Origin of the sequence: Goodfellowiella coeruleoviolacea (assembly GCF_024171785.1) — a bacterium.
GTDB lineage: Bacteria > Actinomycetota > Actinomycetes > Mycobacteriales > Pseudonocardiaceae > Goodfellowiella > Goodfellowiella coeruleoviolacea.
Genome location: NZ_JAMTCK010000010.1, coordinates 98,057 through 115,576 on the forward strand (window position 1 = coordinate 98,057; position 17,520 = coordinate 115,576).

17 protein-coding genes are annotated in these 17,520 nt (G+C 72.0%); 5 read left to right on the forward strand and 12 right to left on the reverse strand.

What is annotated here, in order from left to right; translation table 11 throughout:
• Positions 1-179: 179 nt before the first annotated feature.
• On the forward strand, positions 180-746 hold the full coding sequence (locus tag LX83_RS21780; protein ID WP_253774327.1) for a dihydrofolate reductase family protein: 567 nt from the start codon (positions 180-182) through the stop codon (positions 744-746).
• Here LX83_RS21780 and LX83_RS21785 read toward each other — a convergent pair.
• Positions 743-895, reverse strand: coding sequence for a hypothetical protein (locus LX83_RS21785; RefSeq protein WP_253774329.1), 153 nt, complete (start codon positions 893-895; stop codon positions 743-745). The two genes, LX83_RS21780 and LX83_RS21785, sit on opposite strands and share 4 nt — an antisense overlap.
• Positions 896-1,002: 107 nt before the next feature.
• Here LX83_RS21785 and LX83_RS21790 point away from each other — a divergent pair, with 107 nt between their 5' ends.
• The 4 genes from LX83_RS21790 (at position 1,003) to LX83_RS21805 (ending at position 3,454) form a co-directional block, all read left to right on the forward strand.
• Positions 1,003-1,593 (forward strand): RNA polymerase sigma factor, encoded by a 591-nt coding sequence (locus LX83_RS21790; protein ID WP_253774331.1) that lies wholly within the window; start codon positions 1,003-1,005, stop codon positions 1,591-1,593.
• On the forward strand, positions 1,590-2,270 hold the full coding sequence (locus LX83_RS21795) for a hypothetical protein (protein WP_253774333.1): 681 nt from the start codon (positions 1,590-1,592) through the stop codon (positions 2,268-2,270). The genes LX83_RS21790 and LX83_RS21795 overlap by 4 nt, the downstream gene beginning before the upstream one ends.
• A 589-nt stretch (positions 2,271-2,859) precedes the next feature.
• The gene (locus LX83_RS21800) at positions 2,860-3,162 is read left to right on the forward strand and encodes an RICIN domain-containing protein (RefSeq protein ID WP_301328696.1); all 303 of its coding nucleotides are present in this window, start codon (positions 2,860-2,862) and stop codon (positions 3,160-3,162) included.
• A 73-nt stretch (positions 3,163-3,235) separates the two neighbouring features.
• The gene (locus LX83_RS21805; protein ID WP_253774336.1) at positions 3,236-3,454 is read left to right on the forward strand and encodes a hypothetical protein; all 219 of its coding nucleotides are present in this window, start codon (positions 3,236-3,238) and stop codon (positions 3,452-3,454) included.
• Positions 3,455-3,484: 30 nt separating this feature from the next.
• On the opposite strand, the gene LX83_RS21810 is transcribed toward LX83_RS21805, so the two are convergent.
• The 11 genes from LX83_RS21810 to LX83_RS21860 all read right to left on the reverse strand — a co-directional run bounded on the left by LX83_RS21810 (position 3,485) and on the right by LX83_RS21860 (position 17,336).
• A complete protein-coding gene (locus LX83_RS21810) occupies positions 3,485-4,270 on the reverse strand; it encodes an alpha/beta fold hydrolase (protein ID WP_253774337.1) in 786 nt (261 codons plus the stop codon).
• Positions 4,271-4,354: 84 nt separating this feature from the next.
• On the reverse strand, positions 4,355-5,770 hold the full coding sequence (locus LX83_RS21815) for a dihydrolipoyl dehydrogenase family protein (protein WP_253774338.1): 1,416 nt from the start codon (positions 5,768-5,770) through the stop codon (positions 4,355-4,357).
• Position 5,771: 1 nt separating this feature from the next.
• Positions 5,772-6,335, reverse strand: a complete 564-nt coding sequence (locus LX83_RS21820) for a hypothetical protein (protein WP_253774339.1) — start codon at positions 6,333-6,335, stop codon at positions 5,772-5,774.
• Between the two features lie 537 nt (positions 6,336-6,872).
• On the reverse strand, positions 6,873-7,439 hold the full coding sequence (locus LX83_RS21825; RefSeq protein WP_407649643.1) for a TetR/AcrR family transcriptional regulator: 567 nt from the start codon (positions 7,437-7,439) through the stop codon (positions 6,873-6,875).
• Positions 7,440-7,578: 139 nt separating this feature from the next.
• Positions 7,579-8,313 carry a 7-cyano-7-deazaguanine synthase gene (locus tag LX83_RS21830; RefSeq protein WP_308204022.1) on the reverse strand — a complete coding sequence of 245 codons (735 nt, stop codon included), beginning with the start codon at positions 8,311-8,313 and terminating at the stop codon, positions 7,579-7,581.
• A 330-nt stretch (positions 8,314-8,643) separates the two neighbouring features.
• A complete protein-coding gene (locus tag LX83_RS21835) occupies positions 8,644-9,378 on the reverse strand; it encodes an SAVMC3_10250 family protein (RefSeq protein ID WP_253774341.1) in 735 nt (244 codons plus the stop codon).
• A gap of 51 nt (positions 9,379-9,429) precedes the next feature.
• Positions 9,430-11,271 (reverse strand): protein kinase domain-containing protein, encoded by a 1,842-nt coding sequence (locus LX83_RS21840; protein WP_253774342.1) that lies wholly within the window; start codon positions 11,269-11,271, stop codon positions 9,430-9,432.
• On the reverse strand, positions 11,264-13,129 hold the full coding sequence (locus LX83_RS21845) for a vWA domain-containing protein (RefSeq protein ID WP_253774343.1): 1,866 nt from the start codon (positions 13,127-13,129) through the stop codon (positions 11,264-11,266). Before LX83_RS21845 ends, LX83_RS21840 begins: the two co-directional genes overlap by 8 nt.
• On the reverse strand, positions 13,126-14,397 hold the full coding sequence (locus LX83_RS21850; protein ID WP_253774344.1) for a KH domain-containing protein: 1,272 nt from the start codon (positions 14,395-14,397) through the stop codon (positions 13,126-13,128). Before LX83_RS21850 ends, LX83_RS21845 begins: the two co-directional genes overlap by 4 nt.
• On the reverse strand, positions 14,394-15,734 hold the full coding sequence (locus LX83_RS21855; RefSeq protein WP_253774346.1) for a hypothetical protein: 1,341 nt from the start codon (positions 15,732-15,734) through the stop codon (positions 14,394-14,396). The genes LX83_RS21850 and LX83_RS21855 overlap by 4 nt, the downstream gene beginning before the upstream one ends.
• A 96-nt stretch (positions 15,735-15,830) precedes the next feature.
• Positions 15,831-17,336 (reverse strand): caspase family protein, encoded by a 1,506-nt coding sequence (locus tag LX83_RS21860; protein WP_253774348.1) that lies wholly within the window; start codon positions 17,334-17,336, stop codon positions 15,831-15,833.
• Between the last annotated feature and the right edge of the window lie 184 nt (positions 17,337-17,520).

A 17,520-nucleotide genomic window follows, 5' to 3' on the forward strand; every position in this document is an offset into this window, starting at 1 on the left:
ACAGTCGATCCCGCGCATCCCGCCCAGCTCACCGACCAGGCGAACGAACGGGAGGCGCCGGTGACGACCACGACCGTGGTCCCGACGCGGCACCAGCCCACCAGGCCGGCCTTGCCGTTCGCCGCCTGTGGGCTGGTCATCTCCGATGAGTTTCTCCCGACCCGGCAGTCGGTACTGTCATGGGAAAGCTGACCTACGGCATGAACGTCTCGGTGGACGGCTACATCGCCGACGCGAACGGCGACCTCGGCTGGAGCGTGCCGGACGACGAGTTGCACCAGTACTGGAACGACCGGACCCGGGACATCGCGCTGTCGCTGTACGGGCGCAAGCTGTACGAGTTGATGTCGGCGCACTGGCCGAGCGCCGGCCAGGCACCCGGCGTGCCCCCGGTGGAGGCCGAGTACGCCCGGCTGTGGCTCGCGATGCCGAAGGTGGTGTTCTCGCGGACCCTGGAGTCGGTCCACTGGAACTCCCGGTTGGAGCGGGGTGACGTCGTCGAGGTCGCGCGGAGGCTCAAGGCCGAGACCGACGGCCTCATGGAGGTCGGTGGCGCCACGCTCGCCGCGCCCCTGGTGCGGGCCGGCCTCGTGGACGAGTTCCAGGTGCTGGTCACACCGGCCGCGACCGGCGGGGGCACCCCGTTCTTCCCGTCACTGGGCAAGTGGCTGAGGCTGGAGCTGGTGGAGAACCGCACCTTCTCCTCGGGCGCGGTCCTCCTCCGCTACGAGCCCGTGCGCGGCTAGGAGACGCTGACGACCGGGTAGTCGGTCCCGGGTGTCTCCCCGCCTCCTCGGCGATGGGTGTGGCGCTGGAACAGGAAGCGCTCGACGAGCGCGAGCGGCTGCGCGAGACCCACGAGCAAGGTGAGCGGCAGCCCCGCGTGTTCCGCCATGCCGTCCCTCCCACCGCGCCGGTAACGCGAGGACGAGTGTCGACCAAGAACTGCCGTAACACCGACCAGGACGAGACGGAGTCAACGATGGTGAACCGAGGCAGTAGATGACCCGCACGTCAGCCACCAACGCCGTCGCGCGGATCGGCCGCGATCCCGCCGCGTTCGAGGCGTTCTACCGCGACCACGTCGACGCGGTGCAGCGGTTCGTGGCGCGCCGCGTCGACGACCCGCACCTGGCGGCCGATCTGACCGCGGACGTGTTCCTCGCCGTGATCGACTCGGCCGACGGCTACCGCCCGGAGTTGGGCGAGCCAGGGCACTGGTTGTTCGGCGTCGCCCGCAACGTGGTGGCCGCGGACCGCCGCCGCACCGCACGCGGCCTGCGGGCGGCCAGCCGAGTCGCCGGCCGGGCACTCGCCGACGCCGACGACATCGCCCGGCTGGTGGACCGGATCGACGCCGAGGCGCAGGCCCGGCGGCTCTACCGGGCCATGGAACTGCTCGCCGACGGCGAGCGGGCCGTGCTGGAACTGGTGGCCATCGAGGGCCTGGCCGTCAAGGAGGCGGCCGCCGTCCTCGGCATCCGGCCGAGCACCGCCAGGGTCCGGCTGTTCCGGGCGCGCCGGCTGATGCGCGACCAGCTCACCCCCGCACCGTCCACACCAGACACCGTTGCGACGGAGGTACTGTCATGACGCCGACCCGATCACCGCGCGTCCGGTTCGAGGACCGCCTGCTCGCCGAGCTGAAGCAGGTCGTGGTCGAACGGGCGGACCTCGCCCCGGAGCCGACCGCCGAGGCCACCCCGACCCCGACCCGTCCCGCCCGGCGGACGCCCCGGCTGGCCGTGGCCACTGGCGTGGGTGCGCTGGGCGTTGCCGGCGCGGTCGTGCTGCCGGCGGTTCTCGGGGGCACCGCCGCGTACGCGGTCGAGGCCAACGCGGACGGCACGATCCACGTGGAGATCAAGGAGATCAGGGACGCCGCCGGTCTGGAGGCGGCACTGGAGAAGGCCGGCATCCCCGCCGAGGTCGACTTCCTCCCGGACGGCAAGACCTGCGCGGGGCCCCGGTTCACTCCGGCGCAGGGCGGGCCGCTGTCCCTCGGCGTGCACGGCGGCCCAAGCGCGCAGGCGCTGACCTTCACGTTGCGGCTCGGCGACTTCCAGCGAGACCAGACCCTGGTCATCACCGCCGCCGGGCAGCAGGACCTGTCCAGGGTCGACGTCGGCGTCGCGCAGGGCCCGGTGGCGCCCTGCCAGGAGGTTGACGCGCCGCCTCCGCCGCCCCGCCAGCCCGACCCGTCGTCCGGTCCCCACCTGGACAGCGGTACGGGGGAGACGCTGACCACCGAGGTGCGGCCGACCTCCTGAACCAGGAACATGGCGCCTCGGTGTGATCAGACGCGGGCGTGACGATGTCGCACCGGGCGTGGTCGTCGGTCTCCGCGGTGGCGGTTCGTGGAGGTCGCGGACGGCTACGGCCGGTGCGGCTTTCGGTGGTCCGGCCTTGCTCGCGCGATCACTGCTCACCACGTGAGGACGCGCATGGCCAGGCTTCGCACGGTCAGATTCGTGCAACGACCAGTTCGTGGTTGGGTTGCCCGGCCCCAGGGCGTCCGAGGGGACCGGGGGCGTGTCGGAACTCATGTCGACGCCTTCCCGGGCGGACTCGGCGGGCCGCTCGTGGTGATCGGTGGTTCGGCCGACGGTGGCGAGATGCCACTCGATGGACGATCAATGCGGTGGTGACCGCTGAGCATGGCCACCGTTACCGCCCGACCCGAGTCCCGCACTGTCGGGAGCGGCTTCCGCGAAGGGCAGGTGTGGGAACCGGCCCGCCAGGTTCGGCGCCGTGGTGGCGGAGGCCGCGTTTCGCGGTTTGTCGACCTCGTGTGCGTATCGCAACGGAACAGATCCCTACGGCCTGAAGTGCATTTCGGACAGTCGCGAAGAGACCATGATGAGTACTGCCCAAGCTGGAGCCACGACCACCCAGAACCTCCCCAGCAGGGTTTCCCAGTCTCCCCCTCCTCCCAGCGGGACTCATCAACGGTGGCGGTTGGTGGTGGTGGATCAGGACGACGGGGATGACGTGTACGAGATCCAGAACGTGAAGCGCGGCAAGGTCATGGAGGTCGTCGGGGCACAGATGACGGACGGGGTGATGGTCGTGCAACGCGCCTCCGTCGGTGCACATCACCAACAGTGGAACCTGATCCGGGTGAACCCCGGCGCCGCCGCCCCGCGGGTGTACCGGAGGTGACCGGGATCTCGTAGGTGTACTGCCTGCGGCTCCGTCGTTGGGTGGCGATGTCCGCACCCGCGAGTTCGGTTCGATGTCACCGGAGACCGGGGAGGTCGCGGCCCAGGTCGTGGTCAGGGTGCCGCCGACGGATGCCGTGATGCCCAACATCAGCTGGGCGCTCAGCTCGGCCGAGCCGGTGGCGCTGCCCTGCGTCGTGAACGTCCTCGCGTTCGTCACGGAGTTCGTCGTCGCGGTCTCGCTGGTGTTGGCGTTGTCCACGCCACCGAGTCCTTGCTGTTCTTGTTGGTGACGGTGTGGGTCGGCTCAGGCGGTCATCGGGTCACCGTGCGGCTTGCTCGACGAGCTTGGTGACGGCGTCCGGGCGGCTGAGCATGACCGCGTGGGAGGCGTCCACCTCGGTGATCCGGGCACCCGCGCGAGTGTCCATGAAGCGCTGCAGATCCGGGCTGATGGCGCGGTCCTGGCGGGTGAGCAGGGCCCATGACGGGATCGTCCGGAAGCCTTCGGTGACGCTGGCGTCGGTGACGGCGCGGGTGTTGGCGGGCCGCTGGGTGGTGGCGAGGTCAGCCGCGAGGATGCGGTCGAGGTCGCCGGCGAAGGCCGTGCGGAACCGCGCCGGGTCGATGGTGACCTCCGCGCCATCGGGCACCGGGGTGGTGATCAACGGCAGCGGCGCCGCCGACTTCGCGGCGAGGTCGCCGATGGTCTCCCCCCTCACCGGGATGAACCCGGCGATGTAGACGAGGGCCTTGACGTCGGGCACGACCGTGGCGGCGTTGGTGATGACCGCGCCGCCGTAGGAGTGACCGACCAGCACCTTGGGACCGTCGATGGCGGCCAGGTAGCTCGTGACGTAGGCGGTGTCGCTGGTCAGGCCGTGGAGCGGGTTGGCGATGGCGCGCACGGGGTAGCCGTCGCGGCGCAGCCGTTCGATGACGGGGTGCCAGTTCGAGGAGTCCGCCCACGCGCCGTGGACGAGCACGATGGTCGGCTTCGGGCCGCCCGATGAGCCACCGGTGGCCGAAGCCGTGGCCGACGCGGTGGTGGTGAGCAGGGCGAGGGCCGCGACACCGGCGACGGCGAGGCGGGAGATGCGGAAACGCATGCGAATCCCCTTTCCGGGATTTGAAGACGTGCCGGGGTCCCGCCCGACCGGATGGCGGCGGAGCGGGACCACCAGGTGGACGGGTCAGCGGCCGTAGGCTTCGAGCAGCCGCAGCCATACCTCGCTGACGGTGGGGAAAGCCGGCACCGCGTGCCAGAGCCGGTCCAGGGGAACCTCGCCGGCCACGGCGATCGTGGCCGCGTGCAGCATCTCCGCGACGTCGGGTCCGACCAGGGTGAAGCCGACGATCACCGTGCGGTCCTCGTCGACGACCATCCGGGCGTGTCCCTGGTAGCCCTCGGCGTGCAGGGACGACCCGGCGGTGGCGGCCAGGTCGTAGTCCACGACCCGGATGCGCAGCCCGGCTTCCTCGGCCTTGGCCGCGGTCAGTCCCACGGCCGCGACTTCCGGGTCGGTGAAGACGACCTGCGGCACCGCGCGCTCGTCGGCGGTGGCCGCATGCCGGCCCCAGGGGGCGTCGTCGACGGGCTCCCCCTTCGCGCGGGCCACGATCACGTCGCCCACCGCGCGGGCCTGGTACTTGCCCTGGTGCGTCAGCAGCACACGCCGGTTGACGTCGCCGGCGGCGTAGAGCCAACCGTCGACGCCGTCGACCCGCATGGTGTCGTCGACCGTGAGCCAGGCACCCGGCGTCAGGCCGATGTTCTCCAGACCGAGGTCCTGGGTGTTGGGCGTCCGGCCGATCGCGACGAGCAGCTCGTCGGCTTCGATCTGCTCGCCGTCGGTGAGCGTGACGGACACGGTGCCGTCGTCGTTGCGCTTGACGGACGCGGCCTCGGCGCCGATGCGCACCGAGACTCCCTTGTCCCGCAAGGAAGCCGTCACGTGCTCGCCGACGAACGGCTCGTTGAGGTGCAGCACGCCGTCGCGGGCCAGCATCGTCACCGACGACCCCAGCTGGGAGAACGCCGTCGCCATCTCCGAGGCGACCACCCCGCCGCCGATGACGACCAGGCGGGCCGGAACTTCCTTGGCTGCCACGGTTTCGCGGCTCGTCCAGGGCTTCGCGTCGCGGAGGCCCTCGATGTCCGGGACCAGCGCGCCGCTGCCGGTGGCGACGACGACCGCGTGGCGCGCGGTCAGCGTCGTGGTGGTGCCGTCGGCGGCGGTCACCTCGACCACCCGGTCGCCGGCGATCCGGCCGTGCCCGCGGAACAGCGGGACACCCACCGAGTCGAGCCAGGACACCTGGCCCTCGTCGTTCCAGTTCGAGGCGAAGGAGTCCCGACGGTGGAGCACGGCTGCCACGTCGAACTCGCCCGTCACCGCTTCACGAGCGCCGGGCACCTGCCTGGCTGCGCGGAGCGCCGCTCCGCTGCGCAGCAGTGCCTTGGTCGGCATGCATGCCCAGTAGGAGCACTCGCCGCCGACCAGTTCGCGCTCGACGATCGCGGCGGTCAGGCCGTCCTGCACCACCCGGTCGGCCACGTTTTCCCCGACCGGGCCGGCGCCGATGACGACGACGTCGTAGGTGGTCATGTCAGTTCCCCTGCGCGGCGCGGCCGAGCCGGATCGCCGAGACGAGGAAGAAGATGCCGCCAAGGACGGCGTACCCGGCCACATGGGTCAGCGACGGGTTCGCGCCGGAGGCGCCGATGATGAAGTTGGCGCCGGCCAGCACGGAGATGCCGCCGCTGAGGATCATCGGCCACTGGCCGCCCATCTTGCGGCGGATGACCCCCACGATCAGCTGGACCAGCCCGGCGACGATTGCCCAGGCGCCCCACACCCGCAGCACGGCCGGGATGCCGGACGCGGCGGCGACGCCCACGCCGATGGTGGCGAGCAGGCTGATCACCATGTTCACGTAGAGCCCGCGAACCGAGCCGTTCCCCTTCGCCGACCGGGCGTCCACGACGGCCGACCCGAGATCGAACAGCGGGTAGACGACGACCAGGACGGCGCCGACCGCCCCCAGACCCGACTTGGTCGTCAGGAACACCAGGATCGCCCACACGATGGCGAACGCGAACCGCACGAAGTACAACCGGCGCAGTGCCGGAGCGAGCCCACCGACGGCGGGCGAGTCGACTGTAGTCACCATGATCCCTTCAAGGCTGCCCGGGGAACTCCCCGCGAGACCGAACGTTCTATCTTGTCTCAGCATGGTCGTCGCGCCACCCGGTGTCAATACAGAACGTTCTATCCAAACTGTTACGTGCCTGCTGAAGGGGTCGTTGCCGGGGGTGACGTGGTGAAATCGCCCAACGGTGTGGCGGGCCGTCGGGCGGCGGGCTCAGGCCCAGCTGCGGTGCCCGTCGGCCGGAAGGGGGTGGTCGATGAGCACGACACGGAAGTGGACCGCGGTCAGGCAGCCGGGGCAGAACAGCTGGCGGAACACGACTACCGCATCGACGTACTCGGACGGGTCGTGCCAGGTGTGCGGCCCGCTTCCGTCGGCGGCGCGTCGCGGCGGGCCGGCGAAGCGACGAACGTACCGCCTTCGAGCGGCCCGATCGCGGTTCCGCAGTGGACACACGAACCGCACCGTCGGGCCGGACGGCCAGGTTGTCGTCGAGCCGCCGTGTCTCGCCGAACTCCGTCTGCCAAAACCGAACGTTCTACCCGGAGGGCGCGACGGCTACTTCGCCGCTTTGACGCGGTGCTGGAGGATTCCGTCGACGCCCTGCAGGAACGTCTCGCAGACCTCGGCCGGGTCCGCCAGGCACCCCGCCGTCATCGCGCCGTCCCGCAGCATCACGAAGTGCCGCGCGGCCGGCTCCGGCGAGCTGTCCCCGACCTGCGCGAGCAGGTCAGTGATGGTCCGGCGGAACCACTCGCGGTGTTCGAGGACGGTGCGGTGGACCGGGTGTCCGGGGTCCGGGTACTCGGCCACGGCGTTGAGGAAGGCGCAGCCGCGGAACTGGGCGGACCGGATGCTGTCGGCGATCGACCGGGCGACCGCCCGCACCGTGTCGTCCGCCGGCATGCCGCTGGAGAGCGCCTTGTCGACACTGTCGCGCTCCATGTCGTGGACCCCCTGGAGATAGGCCACGACCAGGTCGTCCTTGCTCGGGAAGTGCCGGTACAGCGTGGCGCGGGTGACCTTCGCCTCCGCGACGATCCGGTCGATCCCCACGGAGTGCAGGCCCTCGGCGTAGAAGATCCGGGTGGCCGTCGCGAGCAGCCGCGACCGCGCTTCCGACACCTGACCGCGGGCGTTTTGCGCCATGTCGCCAGTTTAGCAGATAGAACGGTCAGTATCGCTAAGCTCGCTCAGCAGGGGCATCAACGAACACGACTGCGGCAGCCTGGCGCAACCTCTCGCGCGGCACAGGTGCGGTGGGCTACCGTGCGGGTGCTTGGGCGGCAGGAACGATCCTCCGGCCCCGCCTCACGGTTCGCACCCCCCACACGCGCGAACCGTGGCCGGGAGAACGACGGCCCCGCTCAGGCCCACCTGGGGTCGCGGGTTTCTTGCTGGTCGTGGTGATGTGTTCTTTCTCGTCGCAGCGTCCGGTAGGGCGTGGGGTCGGGGATGCCGTTGTGGGTGAACGCTTCGCGGCGCTCCGTGCGGGTCCCGCACGTGCCGCAGTGCAGCTCCTCGCCCCGGTAGCAGGACCAGGGTGGTCGACGAAGGCGGGGCGGCAGTCGGGGTAGATGGTGTGGTCGCCCGCGTGGGCGCCGAAGGCCACCGCGTCGGCCCGGCGGGCGATCGCCACGGCGACGTCGAGCATGATCGCGTTGCGGTTCGGCACGACCGTGGCCCGCCTGGATTCGTCGGTGTAGTGGCCGTCCGGCACTGCCACACTGGTGTCGGTCAGCGCGGAACCACCCAGCAGACGACCCACCGAGGTGAGGTCGATGATCTCGTGTGGACAGTCGAGCAGACCGGCGATCGTTGCGGCCTGGTCGAGTTCGACGCGGTGTCGTTGCCCGTAGTCGAACGACAGCAGGCTGAGGCGGCAGCCTCGGTGGGCCAGCCAGTAGGAACACGGGGGACAGGGCGCAGCAAGCGGTGCACCGGGAGTTGGGTCAGCCAGGCAGCAAGGCGGTTCTGCGGGGTGAGCTGAGCCGATCACCTAACGTGGCTGTCGGCCGTCGATGCCTGACCGGCGACCAGCCCAGCGAGCCCCGAAAGACACCGCGTATGACCAGCGAATACGGTGCTTCGCCGGATCACCTCCGCACCTCGCGGACTCTACGGCTGGGGACTCAACGACAACCCCGGTGGCGGTCGCGCCGGCACGGCCAGGTACCTCCAGGGACCCCGGCGAGCCCGCGCCGTCCGCCGACCGCTTGTTCGCGGTGGTCACCGGCCTGACCGACCTCGGCGTGATCCTCGGTGGTGTCTCGCGCCGGCCTGGTGGTCCAGGCCGGCTTCCTGGGCTGCCGGCGCGGTGAAGGGCCGTTCAAGGGCGTTCGTGCCGTACGTACAACGGTGAGGCCAGGACTACCGGGAATGGCAGGTTCGGCGGTCGGACGACCGTGGTCACGCGGGCGCAGCCGCCCAAGAACGGTGCCGCGTCCAGAAAGGAGCTGGTTCCGGCCACCTCTCGGAACAGCGTGCCGACGTGGTGGGGCAGTGCCTCCCCGGCAGCGGTGGCTCGGTCGAACAGGCGCCAGAAGGCTCGTTCCGGTGCTGACATCGATGACCTGCCGACCGCTTCCACGACGGACTTCGCGCCGTCGAACTCGGAGAACCCGCCTGGGGTCGGGACGAGAGCCGTCGTCCGCACCGGCGGCTGGCCCCCGGTCACGATCAGGTGCCGGGCCGAGCCGTGCAGGACGATGCGAGGCGTCGTACCGGTCAGGTCGCCGGCCTCGCAGAACAGCACCGCGCCGCCTTGCAGATCGGGGCCGGTGACCTGGTAGCCGATCCGGCCCTCGAAGAACACCCACTCGCCCGCGCGCACGTCGGGCTCGGTGTACCACCGGCCGATGACGGAAACCTCCTCGATCAGGCGGTTCAGCAGGTCGGCCTTCCGCCCGACGTCCTCCGGCTCCAGTTCCAGCGACATCTCCACGCCGGAGACCTTGGCGGCGCCCGCCACCTTCTTGGCGCGCATGCGTCGCCACCACGGGAGGTCGTCCGGGATGAACTGGCGCACTTTGGCGTCGGAGAGGTAGACGTACTGGTGGAACATGGGGAAGGGCCTCCGCGTCGAGCGTGTCGTGGTCGGGTCTTGTCGGTCGGGTCAGAGGGTTCTGAGGGCTGTCGACCACCTGCCGGTGAAGTCCTCGGTCGCGACGGCGACGCGGCCGTCGACGATGGCGGCCAGCCGCAGCCGCCACGCCGCGCCCACGCCGAGCGCCACCCGGTGGCACGGCTGGTCGGTGAGCCGCTGCCACTGCGCCGGCAGGCCGTCGGAGTGGGTCGCCACCCACAGCCCCTCGTCGCACGCGACCGCGACGGTCACGCCGTCGCGGTGGCCGACGCACGCGAGGTCGATGACCCGCCCAGGCACCTCCACGTCACCGCTGGGCGTCCACGACCCGTGCAACTGGTCGAGGGTGATCACCCCGCCCGTGTCCGCCGGCACGGCGAAGCACTGCAACTCACCCCACGTGTTCAGGCAGAGGGCGGCCACGGCGATCCCGGTCGGGCCGAGCCGCCGCACGTCGTCCGCGGCCACCCCGACCAGTTCGCCGTCGGGTGCCACGGCGACGACCACCGGCTCGCCGTCGGCGTCGTTCGCCGCAGCCAGGACGCGGCGGGCGTGGGGTCCGGCCGCAACGCGCCGCAGGGAACCGTCGACGCGGACCTCGGTCCGGGTCAGCCGGTCGGCGACGGGGTCGACGGTGAACGCCGCGGTGGAGCCGTTGGCCAGCCGCACGATCGCGATGCCGCCGGCCGGCGCGGCCCCGCCCGCGTCCCGCCACTCGCCCGCACGGCCGACCCACAGCCGTTCCGCCTTGTCGACCACGAAGTCCACCGTCGTCCCCGTGCCGTCGGTCGCGGACCGCAGCGACACCGGGGCCGTCGGCGCTTCCCGGTCGGGCACGAGCGCCCACATCGCGCCGGCACCCAGCCGGGCGCGGGACAGCACCGTCGTGCCCGACGCGGTGACCACGGTGGTGTTTGACCCGTCCACGGCGAGGTCGAGGTCGCCGTAGTGCAGCGAGCGCGACCGGACCGCGCCCTTGTCGGCGAGTTCGGCCACCCAGGGCACGAGCGCGGTCGGCCGTCGCGCCGGGTCGGTCGCCAGCAGCGCGGCCACGTGGTCGGCGACGGCGGCCGGAAAGTTGGCCCGGACGAGCGTCGCCCGGCTGTCGGCCTCGGCGTTCGACTCGTCCGGCGGCCTGCCGGTGAGCAGGAAGTGCACCACGGCCCCGAACGAGTACCGGTCCGCCTCGGGGCTCCCACTGCCGGCGCGCGCTTCCGGGGCGGTGTAGCCGGGGTTCCTGATCGCGGTGACGGGCCCGCTGCGCGTGGGCACGGCGAAGGTGAAGTCGATCAGGCACACCGACCCCGACGGCTGGACCACCACGTTGGCCGGCGAGATGTCCCGGTGGACCACCGCGAGCGGGCCCGAGGCGAGGCCGTCGACGATCTCGGCGAGCCGCGCGGCGACCGCGCACACCTGCTCGAAGGTCGGCTGCTCCTTCAGCCAGTGCACGAGGTTGCGGCCCTCGATCCACGGGGAGACCACGTAGAGCGTCCGGGCGTCGCCCTCGTCGCCGGGTGGGTGCGGTTCCGCGCCGATGAAGACGTGCGAAGCGCCGACCACCCCGGCCACGCCGTGCTGCAACTGGCTGGTCTCGTCCAGCGACTCCGACACCCTGGCGTGCCACCGGGCCAGCGCTTGGGCCGGGGACTCGTCGTGGCCCGCTTGCAGGTGCTCGGCGTGCAGCACCTTCACCGCCCACCGGTGCCGGGTGCTGCCGTCCCGGCGGGCGGTGGTCGCCAGCCACACCTCGCCCTCGCCGCCGCGGCCGACGGCCTCATCCAGCCGGTACCGGTCCGGGTCGTCGGGAGGGCCGACGTGGAACCCCGGTCGCGCGCGGGCGGGGTGGGTGTGGCCCTGCTCCTCACTCAAGGTAGGTGAACCTCCGCTTGGCGGTGGTGGGGGTCCCGTCCGGTGCCCCGCCTGGCGGCTCGCCTGATGGCACGTCGGTTGTCGCGTCCGCCGGCGACACCAGGGGCCGGGCGTCGGACAGCGCCCGGTGCAGGTCCGCCAACACGTCGTGCACGCGCTGCATGACCGCGACCTGGGCACTGGCAGGCGAGTCGACCGGCAGGCCGGACACCGCGCCCAGCCGCGCGTAGTCCGCGGACTGGCCGGCGACCGCCGCGGACAGCCCGTCGAGGACCGCCCGCAACGGGGCGAAGTGCCCGGAGTCGTGGCTGGGGCGCAAACCGCCGCACAGCCCGACCAGGAACCGCGTCAGTTCGTGGTCCGCCGCCAGGAGCCGACCGAACTCGCGGGAGGACAGCCGCATGATGCTCTCCTCCTTCCACACCGGCCGGCCCAGCACGCGCTGGGCTTCGGTGTCGCACCGGCCCGCCAGTTCGGAGATGCGACCGCGCAGGTCGGCGCGCCGCTCGTCCCAGTCGCCCGTCCCGACGGAGCGGAGGCGGTCCAGCGCCGCCCTGGTGTGGTCGGGCAGCCGGCCGGGCCGGGGCGGCTCGCTGAGCCGTTCGCCGACCCGGTGGATGATGCCCCCGCCCAGGCCCGCGAAGTAGTCGGCCAGCACGTCCAGGCCACCGACCGTCGTCGGGTCGCCACCGCCGACCTTCACCAGCTCCTCCAGCAGGGCGTGGTTGGGCACGACCGACTCGTTGGGCTGGTACGCGCGGCGCCGCCGGAACAGCTCGGCCGTGCTGATGCCGATGGCGTGCAGCCGGATGCCGACGTCGCGGTGCAGGTGGGCGACCAGGCTCACCGGCTCCTCGACGGTGTGCACCACCTCGCCGGTGCCCTGGTCTCCCGCCGGTGACCAGTTCGCGCCGTCGCTGACCAGCACGATGAGCTTCTCGTTGCCCGGACGGCCGTGTTGGTAGAGCAAGTTCGCGGCCTCGTGCAGGGCGTTGCCGATGTCGGTGCCGCCGTTGGGGCGCAGGAGGGCCACCGCGTGGCGGAACTCGGTCACCAGCGACTCGGGGGAGCTGCCGTCGAGCTGGGCCATCCCGCCTTGGCGCGGGAACCGGTGACGCACGTGGGTGTTGAACTCCAGCAGCGCGAGCCGGGACACCCGCCCGGAGATCTGCAACCGCATGTCGAGCAGTTCGTGGAGGGACCGCTTGAGCGCCTCCATCCTGGTGATCCACCGTTCGGTGGAGCCGAAGAAGCGGCGCGACTCCACACCCACCGGCAGGTCGTCGACGGACATGGAGTTGCTGCAATCGGCCAGGACGACGATGTCCACGCCCGCGCGCACCGCGGAGGCGTGCAACTCGACGACGGTGTCCCGGGTCACGCCGGCCACCACGTCCGCCCGGCCACCGAGGTCGATCTCCCGAACCCGGTGGGGCAGACCGTCGACCGGCAGCGACACGTCCGCTCCGCCGGCGGGCACCCACAGCAGCGCGCCGACCAAACCGGCCCGGGCCACGTCGCGGGCGGCCTCGCCGGGGTCGCGCTCGGTCGGCAGTTCGAGGACCAGTCGGCGGACCGGTACCGGTGTCGCCCGCTCCAACAGCCATTCCGGGCGGTCCGACGCGTCGACGTCCCACGCGCCCGCCAGCTCCTCGTCCACCGCGACGAACCCGGCCGGCACCGCGTCGGACTCCGCGGCGAACACCGCCGCGCGCAGCCACCCGGATCCGGTGCGGACGCTCAGCAGGCAGGGACCGCTGCCATCACCGACGGGCACGCCGACGCGGTGGCCGGAGATCGGGCCACCGCCGGGCACGACGGCGAGTCGGTGCGAGGCCGAGTCCGCGACTCGGGTCATGGGCGCCTGCCCCCTTCGATCTTCACGTCCACGCCGAGACCGGCACCGTAGGCCTGGACGTTCTGCCCGCGCGGGCCGATGAACCTGCCCCGCAGGTGGTCGGGCACCTTCACGAACAGGGTGGCCCGCCGGGTGACGACCCCGTCCCGCTGGATCGGCGGCTTGTACTCCGCCAGTTCGATCGCCGCCGCGACCTCGACACCGAACCGGCGGTCGTGCGCGACGATCAGGCTCTTGAGCCGGTCGACCAACCGCCTGCCCTCCTGGGAGGTGGAGGCCAGGCCCGCGAGCTGCCGGGCCCACACCGGTCGCGTCTCCGAAATGGCCGCGGCCGCCGCGCGGTCCCGGCTGACCTCGCGGCCGACCACGTCGAGCAGCCGGTGGATGCGCTCGTAGTCCAGCGCCAGGTCGCGGTGGCCACTGTTGCGCAGGTTGTGGGCGAACCCCTGCAGGCTCGGCAGCCGTTCCTTGCGCTTGCGGGCCGACGCGCCCACGACGATCTGGAACACCAGTTCGTCCGGTGCGACGCCGCGCATCGAGCCGTGTCGGCCGCACCGGCCCAGGCCGACGCGTTCACCGCCGAACACCTGCCAACGCCGGGCGTGCCGGGTGCACATCCGCTGGCCGCAGCGGTGCAGGTCCCGCGACACGTGCTCGCAGCGGACCGTGCCGATGTCGGTGCAGCCCGGCGCCTCGCAACGCGGGAACACGTCGTCGTAGCAGGACGGGCAGTAGTCCACGTCCGGGTCCCGCGGGTGCGGCCTGCGGTGCGCGGCGCACCAGGCGCGTTCCCGGCGGCACGACCGCCCGGCGCAGCGGAACACCGCGGGCGCGCCGCACTCCTGGCACGGCGGGTGGTGGTCCGGGCAGGTCGCCAGCAGCGCGCCGTCGAGGATCACCACGTGCCGGTCGCACACGCGGCCGCCGGCGTCGTCACGGGGGCAGGACGCGCAGACGAACGGGGCGTAGCCGGTCTCTCCGGAGGCTTCGCAGTGCTTGCACCGGTAGCGCAGGTATGGCTGCTCGCGCACCGCGACGATCGCGAAGCGGGTGTCGTGGTCCACCACGCCCGTGCCGTGCGGCAGCCGTGCCACCTCCAGCCGCACCGACCCGTCGGGACCGTGCAGCTCGTGCACTTGGCGCTGCGCGAGGTCGCGGCCCACCAGCGCGGGCTCCACCGCGTCCCACAGCTCCGCGAACCCGTCCGGCGTCGTCGGCGCGTTCCGCAGACCGCGCAGGTCCAGGACGAGTTCGACCTCGCCGCTCATCTGCCCTCCCTCCGGTCACCGCGCTGCCTGCCGCTCCGCTTGCCGCCGCCACGGCGGTCGCCGCGGCCCCCGTGGTTCGGGCGCGCGGGCTGCCGTTCCGGTCCGGTGACGCGGGCCTCGGCAATCCTCTTGCGCCACGTGCCCATCACGACCGCCACCCGGCCGGGGAACGTCTGGTCGAGCGCGGCCAGCAGCGGACCGCCCGGGGCGGCGTCGGTCAACGCGTCAACGCACCGGGCGAGCAGGTGCGCGTCACCGCCGTCCGCCCAGTGCGCCAGGAGGTCCGCTTCCGCCGACCCGCGCTTCACCCCGAGGTCGGGCAGGTCGAGCGCGAGCAGGACCGGGGCCAGCTCCTCGGCCGAAGCGTCCAGGTTGCGCAGTTCGACGGCCACGTCGGTCACCATCGCGCGCACCACGTCCCGAGCCGGCCGCCGGCGCTTCTCCGCCGGTGCGCCACGGTCGTCGCCGGTTCCCCGCCGGGCGGGTCCGCGCTCTTCGACCGCCAGTCGCGCGCGCAACCCGTCCGCGACGGCCCGCGCCCGGTTCTCCTCCAGCAGCCGCTGCGGTTCGTGCCCGGTGCGCCTGCCGTCGCGCACCATCCGCCGGGCCCGGGTCGCCAACGCTCCGAGCACCAGCGCGTGCGCACGGGCCCCGGCCAGGGTCGCCGCGGCGTCGAGGCAGCGCACCACGACGGTGAGCGTGCCGTCGGGTTCGGCATTCGGTGAGACGTCCATCCGGTCGAGCTGTGCGACACCGTCCCGCCGCCGCAGTTCCGCCTTCACCCGGTCCAGGTGCTCGTCGGTGGTCGAGGCGAGGAACCTCGTGGCCAGGTGGGAACGCGACCCGGCGAGCCACCGGGAGCCCGTCCGGTCCACCGGCCGCCCGACACCGGTCACGCCGCGACCCGCCATCGCGATCAGTGCGGGCACCCGGCTGCGCAGCAGGTTGCACAGGACTTCCTGCTCCACCGGTGACAGGACCTCCACCACGTGCACGTCGCCACCCAGGACGCCCGCGTGCCCGGTGGTCGCGATACCCGCCGCCGCCAGGGAACCACCGGTCCGGCGCGCGATCTCGGCGAGCCGCCGGGTCGCGTCGGCCAGGTCGGCGAACAGGTCGTCCCGCGCGGGGCGACTGCCCAGCCACGACATCGGCACCCGGAGCGCGAACAGGCCGGGCGTCCCCTCGACCGGGACCACCGGTGCGGGTTTGCCGCCGATGCGGAACTCGGCCGCGGCGAACGCGCGCGCCATGGTGGCCGGCTCGACACCCAACACCGCGAACGCCTTGTCGAACCTCTGCCGAGCGCCGCCCACCCGCGTCAAGCTGACCAACATGCACCCATGATCGGGCGTGCGGCCGCGATCTGTTACCCGATCGGGGATTTCGCCGAGGTATTCCCTGAAGAGACAGAGTCGCATCGGACATCGATGTTATTCCGGTCGACCGCGCTCGGAGCGTCGTTGTCGGTGCCGCCCGGTCAGGGTGATCAAGACGAACGGGACCAGGACCGCGGCTTCCACCACCAGGGCCGTCCACGCGATGGGCGCGCAGTGCAGGCCGTGGGTGAACATCGCGCCGAGGCTTGCCAGGAAGCCCGCGACGACGGTGCCGGTGACAGCGGTGACCCTGATGCGTGGTTTCGCCTGCCGGACGTCGGCCGATGCCTTGCGGTACTTGTGCAGCAGGAACCAGGTCAGCACGACGACCAGTGCCGAGCAGGTGATCAGGACGTATCCCGTGGTGAGGTAACCGCTGAGGACGCCCATCTCCCGGTCGACCGTCCTCGTCGACACCAGGTCGTGGTAGAGCGCGACGAGCAGGAAGGCGACGGTGGGGCCACCGGCCAGGACGTTCAGGGCGGACAGGAAGAGCATGAACGGGCTCGACTTCGGTGGCGGCGGTGCGGCGCGCGGCTTCGGGATGCGGGCGGTCGTCGACCCGACGCCGGCGAGGGCCGCCGGATCGACGCGTCCGTCGGCGAGCGCCCGCAGGGCTTCCCGGTAGGCGCGGGCCCGGTCACCGGGGTTGGTGCTGCGGGCGAGGCCGGGCAACGCGGCCAACGGGATCGACTCGTCGTCCGGGGGAGTGTCGGACAGCTTGATCACACGGTCCTCGACCGCGCTCGGGCCTGGTCCAGCAGGAGCCGCATGGTCGTACGGCGGCACCGGGTTCCGGGCACGCGGCGATCCCGGTTCCCCGGTCGTCGGGTCTCCGACGACTCGCGGGATCCGCCGACCAACGGCCGCCATCTCCCGACTCAGGCGGTGGTGCAGGCCGGACGGCGCGAGCAACTCGTGAGCCCCGAGGACGCCGTCGCGCAGCAGCCTGACGAGTGTTTCGGTGAACTCCGGATAACCTGCCGGTTCCCCCGCGTCCTCCCCTTTGACGTAGGGCGGCACGGTGGTCAGCACGGTCGCACCCTCGATGCGCACCGCGTCGAGCAGGGCTTCCGCGGTCCACGCCGCAGACGGACCGGGATGGCGGCAGTCCAGCAGCACCACCTTCGTCCTGGCACGGCTCGCGCGGATCAGTGCGCGAACGTGGTCGAAGGGGATGCTGTCGGAGCGGTCCCCGTCGGGCGAGGTGTCGGACACGGTCAGGTACAGGCCCTTGTTGTCTGTTCCCGGTAAGCCGTGGCCCGCGTAGTAGACGAGCAACAGGTCTTCGGCGTCCCTCGCGGCCACGGCGATGGCGCGATCCACCTCGCCACGCGAGGCGCCGGGCGGCAACAGCGCGCACCGCTGCGGACTCACTGCACCGATGTGCGGATCGGTCAACACGTCGTGGAGCCGCGAGGCGCGATCGGCGGCGTTGAGCAGCGGCAGGTGCAGGTACCTCGCTACGCCGATCAAGACCGCACGGGACCGTTCCGGATCGAGGATTCGCAACACGGCTCCCAGTCCAGTGGAGGGGGTCGGACAGCGGCGCACTTCCATCGAATGTAGCGGCTGAGCTACCTGTCGTGACCGTCACCGACGGGTACGGCGTCGACGACGAGGAGATCATCGCCCACACCGCCAACGTGGAAGCGGTCCTCTCGCGGCCGAGCTGAAGGCGCACTGACAGCGACCTGCCGTCGTGGACCTTCTCCAGGGTGAACCCGAGCCGTTGCGCGGCCTT